The sequence below is a fragment of the Faecalimicrobium sp. JNUCC 81 genome, from assembly GCF_053667625.1.
The window spans coordinates 2,981,554-2,996,448 of the sequence record NZ_CM132203.1; the positions used below are offsets into that span (position 1 = coordinate 2,981,554).

Annotated in this window: 14 protein-coding genes and 1 other RNA gene; 5 read left to right on the top strand and 10 right to left on the bottom strand. The window is 26.8% G+C overall.

Features of this window, described 5'->3' with window-relative positions:
* Nucleotides 1–139: 139 nt before the first annotated feature.
* From JNUCC81_RS14880 to JNUCC81_RS14900, 5 genes are all read right to left on the bottom strand, one after another.
* A complete protein-coding gene (locus tag JNUCC81_RS14880; RefSeq protein ID WP_208334267.1) occupies nucleotides 140–1,093 on the bottom strand; it encodes a siderophore ABC transporter substrate-binding protein in 954 nt (317 codons plus the stop codon).
* 87 nt (nucleotides 1,094–1,180) lie between these two features.
* On the bottom strand, nucleotides 1,181–1,936 hold the full coding sequence (locus JNUCC81_RS14885) for an iron ABC transporter ATP-binding protein (RefSeq protein WP_454094189.1): 756 nt from the start codon (nucleotides 1,934–1,936) through the stop codon (nucleotides 1,181–1,183).
* Nucleotides 1,937–2,890 carry an iron chelate uptake ABC transporter family permease subunit gene (locus JNUCC81_RS14890; RefSeq protein ID WP_454094190.1) on the bottom strand — a complete coding sequence of 318 codons (954 nt, stop codon included), beginning with the start codon at nucleotides 2,888–2,890 and terminating at the stop codon, nucleotides 1,937–1,939. It abuts the gene before it with no gap.
* A complete protein-coding gene (locus JNUCC81_RS14895; RefSeq protein ID WP_454094191.1) occupies nucleotides 2,880–3,833 on the bottom strand; it encodes an ABC transporter permease in 954 nt (317 codons plus the stop codon). The genes JNUCC81_RS14890 and JNUCC81_RS14895 overlap by 11 nt, the downstream gene beginning before the upstream one ends.
* Before the next feature lie 239 nt (nucleotides 3,834–4,072).
* Nucleotides 4,073–4,822: a hypothetical protein gene (locus JNUCC81_RS14900; RefSeq protein ID WP_208334269.1), complete on the bottom strand. Its 750-nt coding sequence runs from the start codon at nucleotides 4,820–4,822 to the stop codon at nucleotides 4,073–4,075.
* A gap of 314 nt (nucleotides 4,823–5,136) precedes the next feature.
* Between JNUCC81_RS14900 and JNUCC81_RS14905 the strand changes: the two genes are divergently transcribed.
* A complete protein-coding gene (locus JNUCC81_RS14905) occupies nucleotides 5,137–6,045 on the top strand; it encodes a selenium metabolism-associated LysR family transcriptional regulator (protein ID WP_454094192.1) in 909 nt (302 codons plus the stop codon).
* Between the two features lie 24 nt (nucleotides 6,046–6,069).
* Here JNUCC81_RS14905 and JNUCC81_RS14910 read toward each other — a convergent pair whose 3' ends face one another.
* From JNUCC81_RS14910 to pdxR, 3 genes are read right to left on the bottom strand one after another with little or no spacing between them, the layout of a single operon-like run.
* A complete protein-coding gene (locus tag JNUCC81_RS14910; protein ID WP_454094193.1) occupies nucleotides 6,070–7,464 on the bottom strand; it encodes an aminopeptidase in 1,395 nt (464 codons plus the stop codon).
* A 52-nt stretch (nucleotides 7,465–7,516) separates the two neighbouring features.
* Entirely contained in the window at nucleotides 7,517–7,726 is a 210-nt protein-coding gene (locus JNUCC81_RS14915) for a DUF896 domain-containing protein (protein ID WP_208334272.1), read from the bottom strand.
* 56 nt (nucleotides 7,727–7,782) lie between these two features.
* Nucleotides 7,783–9,204 carry a MocR-like pyridoxine biosynthesis transcription factor PdxR gene (gene pdxR, locus JNUCC81_RS14920; protein ID WP_208334273.1) on the bottom strand — a complete coding sequence of 474 codons (1,422 nt, stop codon included), beginning with the start codon at nucleotides 9,202–9,204 and terminating at the stop codon, nucleotides 7,783–7,785.
* Between the two features lie 108 nt (nucleotides 9,205–9,312).
* Between pdxR and JNUCC81_RS14925 the strand changes: the two genes are divergently transcribed.
* The 3 genes from JNUCC81_RS14925 to JNUCC81_RS14935 are packed head-to-tail and all read left to right on the top strand — an operon-like array spanning nucleotide 9,313 to nucleotide 12,134.
* Complete coding sequence (locus JNUCC81_RS14925; protein WP_454094194.1) at nucleotides 9,313–10,107, top strand: histidinol-phosphatase HisJ family protein; 795 nt, start codon at nucleotides 9,313–9,315, stop codon at nucleotides 10,105–10,107.
* A 50-nt stretch (nucleotides 10,108–10,157) separates the two neighbouring features.
* Nucleotides 10,158–11,483 (top strand): polysaccharide biosynthesis protein, encoded by a 1,326-nt coding sequence (locus tag JNUCC81_RS14930; protein ID WP_454094195.1) that lies wholly within the window; start codon nucleotides 10,158–10,160, stop codon nucleotides 11,481–11,483.
* Between the two features lie 9 nt (nucleotides 11,484–11,492).
* Nucleotides 11,493–12,134 carry a hypothetical protein gene (locus JNUCC81_RS14935; RefSeq protein WP_454094196.1) on the top strand — a complete coding sequence of 214 codons (642 nt, stop codon included), beginning with the start codon at nucleotides 11,493–11,495 and terminating at the stop codon, nucleotides 12,132–12,134.
* Between the two features lie 45 nt (nucleotides 12,135–12,179).
* On the opposite strand, the gene JNUCC81_RS14940 is transcribed toward JNUCC81_RS14935, so the two are convergent.
* Nucleotides 12,180–13,433 carry an exosporium morphogenetic protein CdeC gene (locus tag JNUCC81_RS14940; RefSeq protein ID WP_454094197.1) on the bottom strand — a complete coding sequence of 418 codons (1,254 nt, stop codon included), beginning with the start codon at nucleotides 13,431–13,433 and terminating at the stop codon, nucleotides 12,180–12,182.
* A gap of 179 nt (nucleotides 13,434–13,612) precedes the next feature.
* Here JNUCC81_RS14940 and JNUCC81_RS14945 point away from each other — a divergent pair, with 179 nt between their 5' ends.
* Nucleotides 13,613–14,626: a hypothetical protein gene (locus JNUCC81_RS14945; protein WP_454094198.1), complete on the top strand. Its 1,014-nt coding sequence runs from the start codon at nucleotides 13,613–13,615 to the stop codon at nucleotides 14,624–14,626.
* 42 nt (nucleotides 14,627–14,668) lie between these two features.
* On the opposite strand, the gene ssrS is transcribed toward JNUCC81_RS14945, so the two are convergent.
* Nucleotides 14,669–14,850, bottom strand: a non-coding RNA gene (ssrS, locus tag JNUCC81_RS14950) — 6S RNA.
* Between the last annotated feature and the right edge of the window lie 45 nt (nucleotides 14,851–14,895).

Sequence of the window (14,895 nt, forward strand, 5' to 3'; positions counted from 1 at the left end):
AAATTCACACTATTTAATTTAGCTTAAATAAATATTATATCATACCTAATTTAAAATATATTCATACAAATAATACTTTATAAATAAAACAATATAAAAAGTACGGTAAAACCGTACTTTTTATTTATACCCAATATTATTATTTACTAACTGCCTGCATAGCATCGTCTATCATTGTATTTAAAGAATTAAGTCCTCCATCATTTAAGTACCAAGTTGCTCCATCTAAGTATACTATTTTATTATTTTTAAACGCATCCATAGATTTTACCATATCATTATTTAATGTTGACTTAGCTGATTCAGATTTGCCTATTGCTACACCTCTATCTAAAACAAACATAACTTGAGGATTTTGTTTAGCTAAATATTCAAAAGTAACATTTTGACCATGAGCTGAATCATCTATATTTTGATCTTTATTCTTAAATCCAAATGATTGATATAATATACCAAATCTTGATTCTTCACCAAATACACTTAACTTACTTTCATTTACCATTACTGTTAAAGCATTTATATCTTTTTCTTTAACTTTTTTATTTAATTCTGCTATTTTCTTTTCAGCTTTAGCAAATTCTTCTTTAGCTTTTTCTTCTACACCAAATATTTGAGCTACTGTATTTATATTTTTCTTAACTGACCCTAAGTAATCTTTGTTATCTTTACTTATACTTATTGTTGGAGCTATTTCAGATAATTTATCATAAAAATCTGCTTGTCTTCCACCTATTATTATTAAATCTGGGTTTTGTGATTTTATACCTTCTAAATCTGGCTCTTTTAATGCACCTAAATCTGCATATTTTTTATCTTTATATTTTTCTAAAGACTTTGGTAAAGTTGCTTTTGGAAGACCTACTACATTTTCAATCCCTAAAGCATCCATTGTGTCTAACGCAGAATAATCAAACACTACAACTTTTTTAGGATTTTTTACAACATCCGTTTCTCCTAAATTATGAACTATTTTCATACTAGCATTTGCCTCTACTGCTGTTTCTTGTCCCTTTTTTTTATTCCCACCTAATGCAAATGCTCCTACTAATCCTATTATTGCTACTCCAGCTATAATTGCTGCTTTTTTATTCATATCAATCTCTCCTCTTTATTAATATTTAAAATCATTCTCAACTATATCTTTTTTATAAGAGATTGCTGTTTTGCAATCTCTGTATTTTTAGAAATAAACGCATATTCTATTTCCGTTTATACTTTTTATATCAAAGTCCATTTCATAAATATCCTCTAAAACTTCTCTTTGAACTATATCTTCTGTAGTTCCTACCTTTTCAATCTTTCCATTTTTAAGTGCTACTATATTATCTGAGTAACATGAAGCAAAATTTATATCATGCATTACTAGAACTATAGTTTTACCTAATTCATCACAAAGATTTCTAAGAACCTTCATCATTTGAACAGAATGGTTCATATCTAAATTATTTAATGGTTCATCAAGTAATATGTATTCTGTATCTTGGGCTATTACCATTGCTATATAAGCCCTTTGTCTTTGACCACCGCTTAGTTCATCTAAATATTTGTCTTGTATATCAGTTAGTTTCATATACTCTATAGCTTCATCAATATGTTTTTCATCTTCTTTAGTTATATTACCTTCACTATATGGAAATCTACCAAATCCAACTAATTCTTTTATTGTAAGCTTTAAAGTTATATTGTTAGATTGCTTAAGTATAGCTATTTTTTTTGCTAGTTCTTTACTTTCATAACCTTCTAAATTCTTACCTTCTATTAAAACGTCTCCACCATCTCCAGATATAAGTCTAGTTACTATTGATAAAACTGTACTTTTACCCGCTCCATTTGGTCCTATAAAAGATGTTATTTTTCCTTTTTCTATATTAAAGGAAACATCATCTACGACATTTTTATTTTTATATTTTTTAAATATATTTTTTATTTCTATCATCTATTTACTCTCCTTTAATAATAGTTGTATAAAGTAAATTCCACCTATAAAATTTATAATTACACTTAATGTTGTATTAAATTTAAATATATGTTGTACAAAGAACTGACCACCAATTAATGTAATCATACTAATTAATGTTGCTCCTAATATTAAGTAAGTATGTTTATATGTTTTCATACTTTCTCTTGCAATATTAGCAACTATTAAGCCTAAAAATGTCATAGGGCCAATAAGTGCTGTTGATATTGATACTAAAACAGATATTACTATAATCATTTTCTTAACTAATCTATCATAATCTACACCTAAGTTTATCGCTTGTTCTCTTCCTAGAGACAATACATCTAAATATTTTATATCATCATATATAAAAGGCATAATAGCAATAATCATTATCGATGCAATTATAAGAATATCTGTATTCATGTTATTTAAACTAGCCATCATCTTACTTTGTACAGCTAAAAATTCGTTTGGGTCTATCATAATTTGAATAAATGATGATCCACTTTTAAATAATGTTCCAAATATCATACCTACTAGTAATAAGAAAAATATATTATTTTTTCCTTTTTCAAATAACACTTTGTACAATAACACAGAAGCTGCAATCATAATCAGTACATTTATTATAAAGTTATAATTTTTATTTATTATAAATGTACTTGTTGAACCAAATAAAAATGCTATTACAGTTTGAACTAATACATACAATGAATCTAATCCTAGCACACTAGGTGTTAGTATTTGATTGTTAGTAATTGTTTGAAAGACTACAGTAGTAAATGCTATACATCCTCCACCTAAAACTATTGCTACAATTTTTGGAATTCGTTTAGATAAGGCATAGTCTAAATGGTTCATATCTATTCCATAACTTAAAAATAGTATTGCAAATACTAAAACTATTAATCCCATCATATATATTCTTTTGTTAATACTAAGCTTCATTTGCATTCCTCCTTAATATCATATAAAGGAATGTTATACTTCCTATAACTCCAACTGTAAGCCCTATAGATATCTCATATGGATATATAATTATTCTTCCAAATATATCACATACAAGTACAAATATTGCTCCAAATAAACCTGTATGCCATATACTTTCTCTTATATTATCACCCATATATAATGATACAATATTTGGAACTATAAGTCCTATATAAGGGATACTACCTGCTGTAACAACAACAGATACTGTTACTAAAGATACTATTATTAATCCTAAATTAACTACCTTTTTGTAATTTAGACCTAGATTTGTTGCAAAATCTTCACCCATTCCAGCAACTGTAAATCGATTCGCATAAATATAAGCTAATATAACAAGAGGTATTGTTATATATAATATTTCATAATTCCCTTTAAGTATCATAGAAAAATCACCTTGCATCCATGCAGTTACATTTTGGCTCATATCGTACTTGTAAGCTATAAAATCTGTCATAGCTCCTATTATATTCCCAAACATTATACCTACTAATGGTACAAATATTATATTTTTAAATTGTAATTTTCCTATTATTTTCATAAACATAAACGTTCCTATAAGTGAAAAAATAAATGATACCATTGTTTTAGTAAATATAGACGCCCCTGGTATTGTTAGCATACAAATTACTATACCTAACTGAGCTGCATCTATTGTAGCTCCTGTTGTAGGAGATACAAATTTATTTTTACTTACCTGTTGCATTATAAGCCCCGCTATACTCATACCTAGGCCTGCAACTAATATACTTATTAGTCTTGGTACTCTACTTATAAGAAATACCATTAGTTTATATTGATCTTTAGTAAATATATCCATTAAAGTTATATCCTGAGCCCCTATAAACAAGGAAATATAAGATAAAACTATTAGTCCTATAATTAAGTACCTCTTTTTCATTATTCCTCCCACAAAATTCCTTTTACTATGTATTTTATTTTTAATTGATAATAGTTTTCACTTTTCATAAGTTTAACAATAACAATTATCATTGTCAATACTTAAATGTTTTTCATCGATAAAAATTATCATTTGCGACTACATAAATAAATATACCCAGTTTTTATAATCTATAACATATAATTGAAAATAATATTCAACAAATAAAAAAAGCTATAACATCTGTTATAACTTTTTATCTATTTATTATTATATAAATGACTTTTCACTACGTTCATTGTCTTATCTGCACTAACTATATCAATAGATTCAATCAAATTATCTTTTTCATATATTGTTAATACATTTTTAAAGCTACCGTCATTTTCTTTTAAAAAGTACCCTTTTATTTTTTCTTTTCTTTCTTTATCATATGCTTCAAAATTTGATGAGTCTTCATCTAATAAACTATATAGTTCTTTTTTATCTTTATGAATATAGTTTTTAAAATCTATATTTTTGAATTTTTCTATTGGCAATGTTATTTTTTCGTTGTATTGGTCTACAATTATATCTACATTACTCCTAACGGCTTCCGTTTCAATATCATAATCTGAAAACTCATAAGTTTGCACACCTATAACTTTATAATTATTAATTTCTATATATAATGCACTTCCATCTAGTTCATTATCTGATGTATATTTCGGATATATTAACCTCATATTATTAGCCGTTACAATTTTATTAAGTTCATCTATAGTATTTGCACTCTCCATAAGTTCAGCATCTATATAGTATGTGGTACAATATGGTACCCCCATATTCTTAAGTACATAATCGTAGTCCTTACCAATTATCTCATTTGCATTGTTTTGGACTTTTGTCATAGTTTTTTGATGGGTTTCTTCATCTGCAATTTTACTTGGTTCTTTTATATTATTTTTACTACATCCCGTAACAAACATACCTATTAAAATAATACTATATATAGTCTTTTTTAAGTTCATTGATTAATCCTCCTTTCGTGAATTTCAATATTTCTTTATATAACATTTGAAATATTTTCTATATCACAGAGTTTATATTAGCTGCCTTAGATAAATTATATACTATTTGATAAGCTTTAATAATACTTAAGGGTAATCTGTAATATTTTTGTAACAGAATGACTTATTAACATTCATTAATAAATAAATTTTTATGTTTTTGTAAATTAAGCCCAAATTATTCCAATATTATAACAGATTGTATATAAATAATCAAAACTATATATAACCTATTCTATGTTATAATATAATAATTAGAAAAAGGAGGATTTTTTATGGATTTTAAACAACTCGAAGTTTTTATTGCTGTAGCTAAGCATCAAAGTTTCTCAAAGGCCGCTCGTGAATTATTTTTAACTCAACCAACAGTAAGTGCTCACATTCAAAATCTCGAGAGAGAATTAGACACTATTTTAGTAAATAGAAGCAATAAAAATATTACTTTAACTAAATCCGGAGAACTTCTTTATGAACATGCTATTGAAATATTAAATAATTGTAAAAAAGCAATTTATGATATAAAAGAGTATTCAGGAAAAATAGAAGGAATTATTGATATTGCTTGTAGTTCTATTCCAGAAACCTATGTATTACCTGATTTTCTAAGTAACTTTTCTAGTACATATCCTGACGTAAAGTTTACTGTTAGTCATTATGATTCTCAATATGCAATATCTGAAATTTTAAATGAAAAAATAAGTTTTGGACTTGTTGGTTCAAAAATCAATAATTCTCAAATAGAATACCTCGATTTAATTGATGATGAACTTATTTTAATTACTCCAAATGATTTATATATTGAAAATGAAAATGGTTATATTAATTTAGATGAACTTTATAATCTTAAATTTATTATGAGAAAAGAGGGTTCCGGTACTCTTAGCTTAATTTTAAATACTCTAAAAAGTAATAATTTTGCCATAGATAAATTAAATATAGCAGCTCATATAGAATCTAATGAATCTATTAAAGAGATGGTTAGAGTTGGTATTGGGGTATCTTTTGTATCTTATATTTCTGCCATAGATTTTATAAATTCTAAAAAGCTAAACTTTTATAGAATTAAAGATATAGAATTTATACGAAAGTTTTATTTTATATATTCTAAGAAAAAAACTTTTAACCCACTAGAAAATAAATTTTTATATAGTTTATGTGATTATTATAATATAAATAAGCCTTAAGATCTCTCTCAAGGCTTATTTATATTATATATTCATATTAAAAAATGCTTTATATCCTTTATACATTTCATATATGTCAACTTTTGAAACTATCTCATAAGGAGCATGCATATTTAACACTCCCACTCCACAATCTATAACTTCTGCTCCATAGTTTGCTAGTATATATGCGATAGTTCCACCACCACCTTGATCTACTTTACCAAGTTCAGCAGTTTGCCATACTACATTAGCATTATTAAAAGTTCTTCTTACTTCTGCCATAAATTCAGCATTAGCATCATTACATCCACCTTTTCCTCTAGATCCAGTGTATTTACTTAATACTAGCCCTTTACCCATATAAGCTGAATTTCTTTTTTCATAAGCATCTGCATAATTAGGGTCATATCCAGCTGAAACATCTGCAGATAATACCTTAGCATTCGCCATAGCTCTTCTTACCTTTAAGTCACAGTAATTGCCTTCTAAAGCAATAAGTTCTGCAACTGTATTTTCAAAGAACCTAGACTGCATACCTGTATTTCCTTGAGAGCCAACTTCTTCTTTATCAACACATAATGCAACTGCACAGTACTCTGGCATTTCTGTTTCAATTATTGATTTTACAGCGGCGTAAGAACAAACTCTATCATCATGGCCATAAGCTAGTACCATAGATTTATCAAATCCTAAATCACGAGCACGACCAGAAGGAACAACTTCTATTTCTGCACTTAAAAAATCTTCTTCAATCATACCATATTTATCATTTAGTATTTTTAATATATTTTGTTCTATAGCATCTTTTTCTTCACCTTCTAATGGTATATGTCCAACTAATATATTTAGTGATTCTCCAGTTATACCATCAGAAAGTTTCTTTTGCATCTGATCTCCTGCTAAGTGTACTAATAAATCAGTTATACAAAATACTGGATCATTTTCATCTTCTCCAATACAAATATCTACTTTTTTACCATCATTTAAAATCACTACTCCATGTATAGAAAGAGGTGTTGCTGTCCATTGGTATTTTTTTATTCCACCATAGTAATGAGTTTTGAAAAATCCTAGATTAGCTTCTTGATATAGTGGGTTCGGCTTTAAATCTATTCTAGGAGCATCTATATGAGCGCCTATTACTTTCATTCCTTTTTCTAATGGATTTTTACCCATTACAAATAAGGCAACAGATTTATCCTTATTAGCTGCATAAATTTTATCTCCTGGACTTATACTACCTCTTTGTATTACTTCGTCTATTGATATGTACCCATTTTCTTTAGCTATTTTTACTATTTCTCTAGCTGAGGTTCTTTCAGTTTTTCCATTATCTAAAAATAGTTTATATTCATTAGCGTAAGACATTATGTCATTTAATTTATTATTTTCTCTTTCAACTTCCCATGCATTTTTAAATTCATGCTTTAGTTTCATGGTACCCCTCCAAAACTATAATATATTTAAAACTAATTATATTATTTTATGATTAGTTTTTTTTATTTCTCATATGTTCTTCATATTCTTCTGGTGATACAACTTTAACTTGATCTAATCTTGATCTAAAATGAGCTCTAAAGTTAGCTAAGTATTCTTTTCTTAATTCTTCTCTTTCTTTTATCTCTATTTCAGTTAAACCCTCAGTTTTATTTTTCTTCGCTAGTTCATTTATTCTATCTAATTTCTTTTGATCAAACATTTTATCATCATACTCAAATAATTCTTTAAATCTGAGTATTCTCCTTTCCTATTTTCTTAATAAAATAATTTATTACTTTTTATATTTATATTGTTTTTATACTCTTTTAAAAATTCATCTAAATTTTCATATATTATAGATATTCCCTTTTCTAAATCTTGTATACTTGACTTTGCTATATTTATCCTAAAAAATCTATCATCAAATATATTGTCAAAAAAATATGTACCAGGAAGTATCGATACTCCCTTATCTAGCATAAACTTTTCAAAATCTTGTGATAAATACCCTCTGGGTAATTCTAAAAAGAAATTTATTCCTCCATTGGAATTACTTATCTTTAATTTATCACTCAATTTTTCATTAATCAACTTTTTTGCTAAATTATATTTTTGAGTATATATAGTTTCTACACTTTCTAAGTACTTGTCCCAGTCAAAGCATTCCATATAATAGTACATTGATTTTTGAATAAGTCCTGGCGTTGATATATCTGAAGAATACTTCGCCCATAGCACTTTCTTTAAAAGTTCATTTGGTATCTCTACAATACCTATTCTAAGGCCAGGCATAAATATCTTAGAGAAACTTTTTATATATATAACTCTATTTTTATCATCATAACTTTTTAGTGGTCTATTATCATCTGAATCAAATTTAAAATCACTTATAAAGTCGTCTTCAACAATATAAAAATCATACTCTTCTGCTAGTTCTATAAGTTTTTTCTTTTTATATGTAGAGTATGATATGCCCGTAGGATTTTGAAAATTAGGCATAGTGTATATTAACTTAGGTTTTATTTTTTCTAGCTTTAACTTAAGTATGCCTATATCAATTCCATCATCTAGCATTGGTATAGATATTATTTTTGCTCCCCTACTTTTAAATACTTGTATTGCTCCATTATATGTTGGTTCTTCAACAAACACTACATCAGAGTAATTAATAAGACCTTTACAAATAATATCAATTCCTTGCTGTGCTCCAGATATTATTTGAATATTTTCTTTGCTAGTTTCTATACTTCTTTTTTTAAGGTAGTCAACAATTTTTTTTCTTAGATTGTCATAACCTAACCCTTCATCATATTCAAATATAGAGCTTCCCTCTTTAGCTAGTGCCATATTTATAGCACTCTTAAAGTCCTCAATTGGAAACATTTCTGTAGATGGATTTCCACTATCAAATTGTATTACTCCATCTTTATTTTTATGGTCTTCTTCTTTCTCCACTTTAAGCACTGATGCAAATGTCCCACTTCCAATAGATTTATATACATACCCCTCATTTTCTAATAATTCATAGACTTTAACTATAGTTGTATTATTCACACCTATATATTTAGCTAACTTTCTTATTGGTGGTAATTTTTCATGCTCATTTATTTCTTTGGTTAATATCATTTGCTTTATATTATTGTATATTTGTAGATATTTTATAGTATTTTTATCCAATTCTATATTGTATTTTTCCATTTTATCACCACTTATATTTTTCTTAATTCCTTGATGGTTATATTTATATTTGCTAATATGTAGTATGTATATATAATACCAAAATTTTAATGAAAAGGGGAAATATTTATGTTTTATGACTATCACATGCACTCTAGTTTCTCTAATGACAGCAAAACTGATATGGAAGATATGATAAAAAAATCTATAGATTTAGGCTTAAAAGAAATATGCTTTACAGATCATGTTGATTATGACCTTGATGCTGATGATGATTGGGGGATTGATTATAATAAGTACTTTGATAAAATAAAATTTTTCCAAAATAAGTACTTTGATAAAATTTCTATAAAACAAGGTATAGAATTTGGTCTTCAAGAACAAATAATAGATAAATGTAATAAAGAAGCCAATATGTATCCTTTTGACTTTATAATTTGTTCTATGCATGCTATTAATAGATCCGATTTATACTTTGGAAACTTCTTTAAAGATAAAACACAACATGAAGCTTATGAGATATATTTTACAAAGCTTTATAATATTATAAAAAACTATAAAGATTATTCAGTTCTTGGTCATTTGGATTTAGTTAAAAGATATGGTAACTATGATAAATTATTAGATGATAAATTATTTTCAGATATTATAGAAGCTATATTAAAACAAGCCATACATGATGGAAAAGGTATAGAAATAAATACATCTTGTTATAGATATAATCTTCCAGACTTAACGCCTTCTAGATATATATTAAATATGTATAAAGATTTAGGAGGAGAAATTATAACTACAGGTTCAGACTCTCACAATACATCTCAAATCGCATATCAATTTGACTACATATACTCATATCTAAAAGATATAGGGTTTGAGTATGTTTGCAAATTTAACAAAATGAATCCAGAATTTATAAAGATATAATTATTTTTTCGCCCCCTTATGAATATATTTAAACATAAGGGGGTGATTTATTGAAGTTACCTAATCTCGTATTATCTACTATTACTTTATTTGTATCTAATATAATAGTAAGGGCTCTTGGTTTTTTATATAAAATATTTTTATCAAGATCAATTGGAGAAACAGGCTTAGGTATATATCATATAATTTTTAACTTTTTAATGATTTGTTTAGCTTTTACCACTACAGGTATTCCCACTGCCCTTAGCTGCTTAGTTGCCAAGAAAAAGGCTTTAAATGATAAACATAATAGTAATGTTCTTTTTATATCTACTTTGTATGTAGCATTTTTGGTTGCTTTGATAATCTCATTGTTTATTGCTTTAAATGCTAATTTTCTATCCCTTAAATTATTAAAGCATAGTGATTTAAGCTTATTTATACTGGCAATTTGTCCTGCTATTGTTGTTATAACTCTATCTAATGTACTTAGGGGGTATTACTATGGTATTAAGGAAGTAGCTGTACCTGCTATTGGTCAAATTTTAGAACAAATTAGTAAAATTATATTTGTTTTTTTAATTATAATGTATATAAATAATAAATCTTTAAACTGCTATATTGCACTTTTAGGTATCTCAGTTGGTGAAGCCGTAAACATACTTTATATAAGTATTTGTCTTTATAAAAATTCTAATCTTTATAATAGATACACTATTAATATTAAAGATTTTTATAGTTCCTCTATGGAAACAATTAGGCTTTCTATACCAATAACTTGTAATCGTATGTCAAATATATTACTTCACTCAATTAGTTCAATGATTGTTCCATCTAGACTTGTGTTATCAGGACTTTCATACCATAAATCGTTAAGTATGTATGGTATTATAAGCGGAATGGTTATGCCTTTTGTATACCTTCCTTTTACTGTGGGTTCTGCTTTGGTTGTCAATTTAATACCAAGTATTTCACAAGAAATGGCACTTAGTAAGTATAAAAATGTTGTAAAAAAAATAAATTATGCTCTACTTTTAACTATAACAGTTGGTGTTGTATCTTCTACTTTTTTTTATTTTTTCGGAAGTAAGCTTTGCTTATTAATTTTTGATAATAAGATAGCTGGTACATATTTAAAGGCAATGTTTTTAGTTCCTTTATTTATGTCTTTAAATCAAACATTATCAGGTATACTTCATTCTATAAAAAAAGAAGTTGCATCTAGTGTAATTACTATTATCAGTATGATTATTCAGTTAATTGCACTTTACTTATTACTTCCTGTTCCAAGTATTAATATTTATGCATACATATACACAATGACATTTGTTTCAATGTTTACATGTTTGTTACATATTATAGTTCTTATTAGAACTTTAAAAAAATTTAAATACTAGGAGGCTACAATGAATAATAATGATATAAAACCTTTTTACATATATACCAATAAAAATTGCCTATATATAAAAAATATAAATGAACGCACTGATAGATTAGCTAATAATATATTCTCTTATTGTGCAAATATTGATTCAAATAACAAAATTCATATCTGTGGTATAGATAGACAAGGGAAGTTAGTTCATTTTACTAATAATAACGGTAATTGGAGAAAAAAAGTTATTAATAAAGTTTTTAATAGTATTAGAAATATTAAAGAAATGAGATTATATATAATTGATGACTACTTAAATATCTTTGCTGTAGAAAATTATCCTCTATCTGAAAACTTATATAAAGTTTCTCATTTTAATTTTAATGAGAAAAATTCAAAGTTCTCTAGATATAATATAAATAATATTTGTAAAAATGATGGATATTTTTATAGACTTAATATAGATGACTCCTCTAATATTGTTTTTGAATACAAGGCATTAAATAAATCTGATAGAAGCTTTAATAATAATACTCTTATATTTAATAATATTAGTAAAAAATGGCTAACACCTAATTCTATGCTTAGAGGTGGGTGCCCTACAGATTTAAAAGAATTAGATATTAAAGATGATATTTTTGAATATTGTTATAGTATAAAATATAAATTTTAATAAAATAAAGCTACCAATAAAATTGGTAGCTTTATACTTAATTATCTATCTGTTACATCCACAATTATTGTCTCTATTTCTATCTCTATCTCTGTCTCTGTCTCTGTCTCTGTCTCTTTCTCTTTCTCTTTCTTCACATGTTCTAAAATCACATACTTTATCAAAAGTATCTACTACTCTTGGTTGTATTGCATTTTGAGATCCTAAAACTACTAGTTGTTCACTAGTTAATGTGCTAACTACAGCTTCTAAACACATTATTAAATCTATATCATTTGGTATACATAGTTCGAAGTGAGATTCACAACATTCATCACATATGCATTTTAATAAAGCTTTACCTATACAATCTACAGTTAAATTAGTTCTAAAGTCTTGTCTTAAAGTAAATGCTCTTCCATCAGCTGGTACACTTATAGGAGCTGTTAATGTATTGAATAAGAATTCAACATCACAGCATCTCTTAATTTGTCCACCCATTAATCTAACTGCTGGGAATGCCAATGCTACTACTTCTGTACATCCACATCTACCTCTTAGTTCTAATACTAGATCCTCTACTAATACACTTAATCCTCTTTCTTTATAAACTACATTTTGACCTAATCCTTGATTACAGCATGTATCATTTTTTCTTCCACATACAGCATATTCAAAGATAGTTTCACAAGATTTACCAGTTGTTGGTTCTAGTGGTTCTATATCGAAGTCTTCTAAAGTAGTTCTTCCTGTATCTATTACTATAGCAGAGAAGTTCATACATACTTTATCTATTGTTACATTTACTTGACCACCTCTTGGAATTGGTCCATTTACATCTACTACATCAAAATCAAAAACTAGTGTCTCTCCATTTGGAGCTACTGCATCTGTAAAAGTTTGGAATACCATAGTATCAAATACTCTATTAGTTTCTATTGCAATTGGTCTAGCATTTGCTGGTGATAATACTGGTCTTATAGGACCTCCACATCCAGGGTGTGCGCATGGGTTTTTAACACATGTTTCTGATTCTAATTCACAAGGTTTACAGTGTTTATGATTGTGGTCGCAATCATGGTCATGTTTACAATCGCAATCACAGTCATGATCATGCTTGCAATCATGGTCATGTTTACAATCACAGTCATGATCATGTTTACATTCACATTTATTTTGTTTTGGTTTGCATCCACAACCTCTATTTAGTTCTTCATCCATGCAACCTTCTATATGTTTTTCATTAGGCTCAACATTATTAACCATAGGTTCAACTTGTTGATTCGTCATTCTTCTTTTACTTCTTTTAATATCTTGCATATCTTAACTTCCTCCCCTTAAATGAATTATTAAAGTGTCTTGGCTTTTTGTAGCCTAATTAATAATATGCAGTTTTATTACCATTTGTTACTTGGACTTGAAGATTAGATAAATTAGAATAAATAATTTTTTTTAAAATATAATATATAATATAAATGTTTCTATAAGGGGGGATATATGTGAGTTTTATTAATAAATGCTCTACTATTCTTAGACTTTCAAATAAAGATATTTGCCATATCTATTCTGATAAAGATCTTAGATTTGACTACTTAGATAAAGATGATAATTTAATTTATTCTAATTCCTTAGCTAATTCTAGTAATATAGATTTCACTAATTCTTACTTTGATTTAGATGAATATGATAATATCTACGGAATATATAAAGATAATTCATTAAATATGATTGAATTAAAAAAAGGATCTAATGAAATTATTCAAAAAGAAATTTTAAGCTTTAATTATAAGAAATTTGATTTAATGTTTCCATATATAAAAAGAATAAAAAATGATATTCACATTTTATACTATGTTTATAACAATAATTCTACTGATACTTGTGCATTATTTCATCATTATAATCATAATGGTGTTTGGGTAGAAAATAAAGTTGATTTTATAAATCATTTAGTATTAAATAATTTTATAGTATCATGGAGCAATAACTGTCCAATCGTGTACTACTTTAATCTAGTAAATGGATATGAAGAAATATTCTTATCTAAATTTGATATAAATACCTTAACTTGGTGCACTCCTATTCAAATCACTGATTCTGGTAAAAGAAAAATTTATTTATCTGCACTTAGAGACAGTATGAATTTTTATCACTTAACATTTTGTGAAGAAGTAGGCAACGGATATGCAGTTAAATACATAAACGGATACTTAAGTGATGACAAATTAGATGTAGATGTTTGTACTTATATAACGAAGCCTTCTACATGCAGATATCCTAGTTTAATTAAATACAAATCTAATATTTATCTATCATGGGTTGACTATGAAAAGCTAAATATATGTACATCTAATGACTTTGGGAAATCTTGGGGTAAGCATGAAGTTGATAAATTTAGTTTAAGTGAAGATTTTACTAGAGCTAATTTTTCATCTAACTATGTTGATGATATTCCTTATAATGTTACGTCTGTTTTTACAACGGCTAATGATATTGGAATACTTGGCTTTTAATATAAAAAAGTGTTGCTAAGCTTAGCAACACTTTTTTATATTAAAAATCCCAAAACACCGGCGACCCAATAAATTCATACCCGAGATACTCCCAGGTGGGTGACCTACTATCTACTTTTAACTTCCCGTATATATACAGGCATGTTATCCATAGATGGACTCAGTCTCCCTTATAACATTTGTCGGTTGAATTTAAATAAGCCTATCGAATGCTTCAGGATTTTTATAATATTATTATATAACAAAATGCTAAATTTTAAAAGTAATTT

Excerpts from the sequence above, each read along its gene's own strand:
- JNUCC81_RS14905 (WP_454094192.1), top strand. The coding sequence starts at position 5,137 with ATGGATTTTAAACAACTCGAAGTTTTTATTGCTGTAGCTAAGCATCAA.
- pdxR (WP_208334273.1), bottom strand. The coding sequence starts at position 9,204 with ATGGAAAAATACAATATAGAATTGGATAAAAATACTATAAAATATCTA.
- JNUCC81_RS14885 (WP_454094189.1), bottom strand. The coding sequence starts at position 1,936 with ATGATAGAAATAAAAAATATATTTAAAAAATATAAAAATAAAAATGTC.
- JNUCC81_RS14900 (WP_208334269.1), bottom strand. The coding sequence starts at position 4,822 with ATGAACTTAAAAAAGACTATATATAGTATTATTTTAATAGGTATGTTT.
- JNUCC81_RS14935 (WP_454094196.1), top strand. The coding sequence starts at position 11,493 with ATGAATAATAATGATATAAAACCTTTTTACATATATACCAATAAAAAT.
- JNUCC81_RS14895 (WP_454094191.1), bottom strand. The coding sequence starts at position 3,833 with ATGAAAAAGAGGTACTTAATTATAGGACTAATAGTTTTATCTTATATT.
- JNUCC81_RS14880 (WP_208334267.1), bottom strand. The coding sequence starts at position 1,093 with ATGAATAAAAAAGCAGCAATTATAGCTGGAGTAGCAATAATAGGATTA.
- JNUCC81_RS14915 (WP_208334272.1), bottom strand. The coding sequence starts at position 7,726 with ATGTTTGATCAAAAGAAATTAGATAGAATAAATGAACTAGCGAAGAAA.
- JNUCC81_RS14890 (WP_454094190.1), bottom strand. The coding sequence starts at position 2,890 with ATGAAGCTTAGTATTAACAAAAGAATATATATGATGGGATTAATAGTT.
- JNUCC81_RS14940 (WP_454094197.1), bottom strand. The coding sequence starts at position 13,433 with ATGCAAGATATTAAAAGAAGTAAAAGAAGAATGACGAATCAACAAGTT.
- JNUCC81_RS14910 (WP_454094193.1), bottom strand. The coding sequence starts at position 7,464 with ATGAAACTAAAGCATGAATTTAAAAATGCATGGGAAGTTGAAAGAGAA.
- JNUCC81_RS14925 (WP_454094194.1), top strand. The coding sequence starts at position 9,313 with ATGTTTTATGACTATCACATGCACTCTAGTTTCTCTAATGACAGCAAA.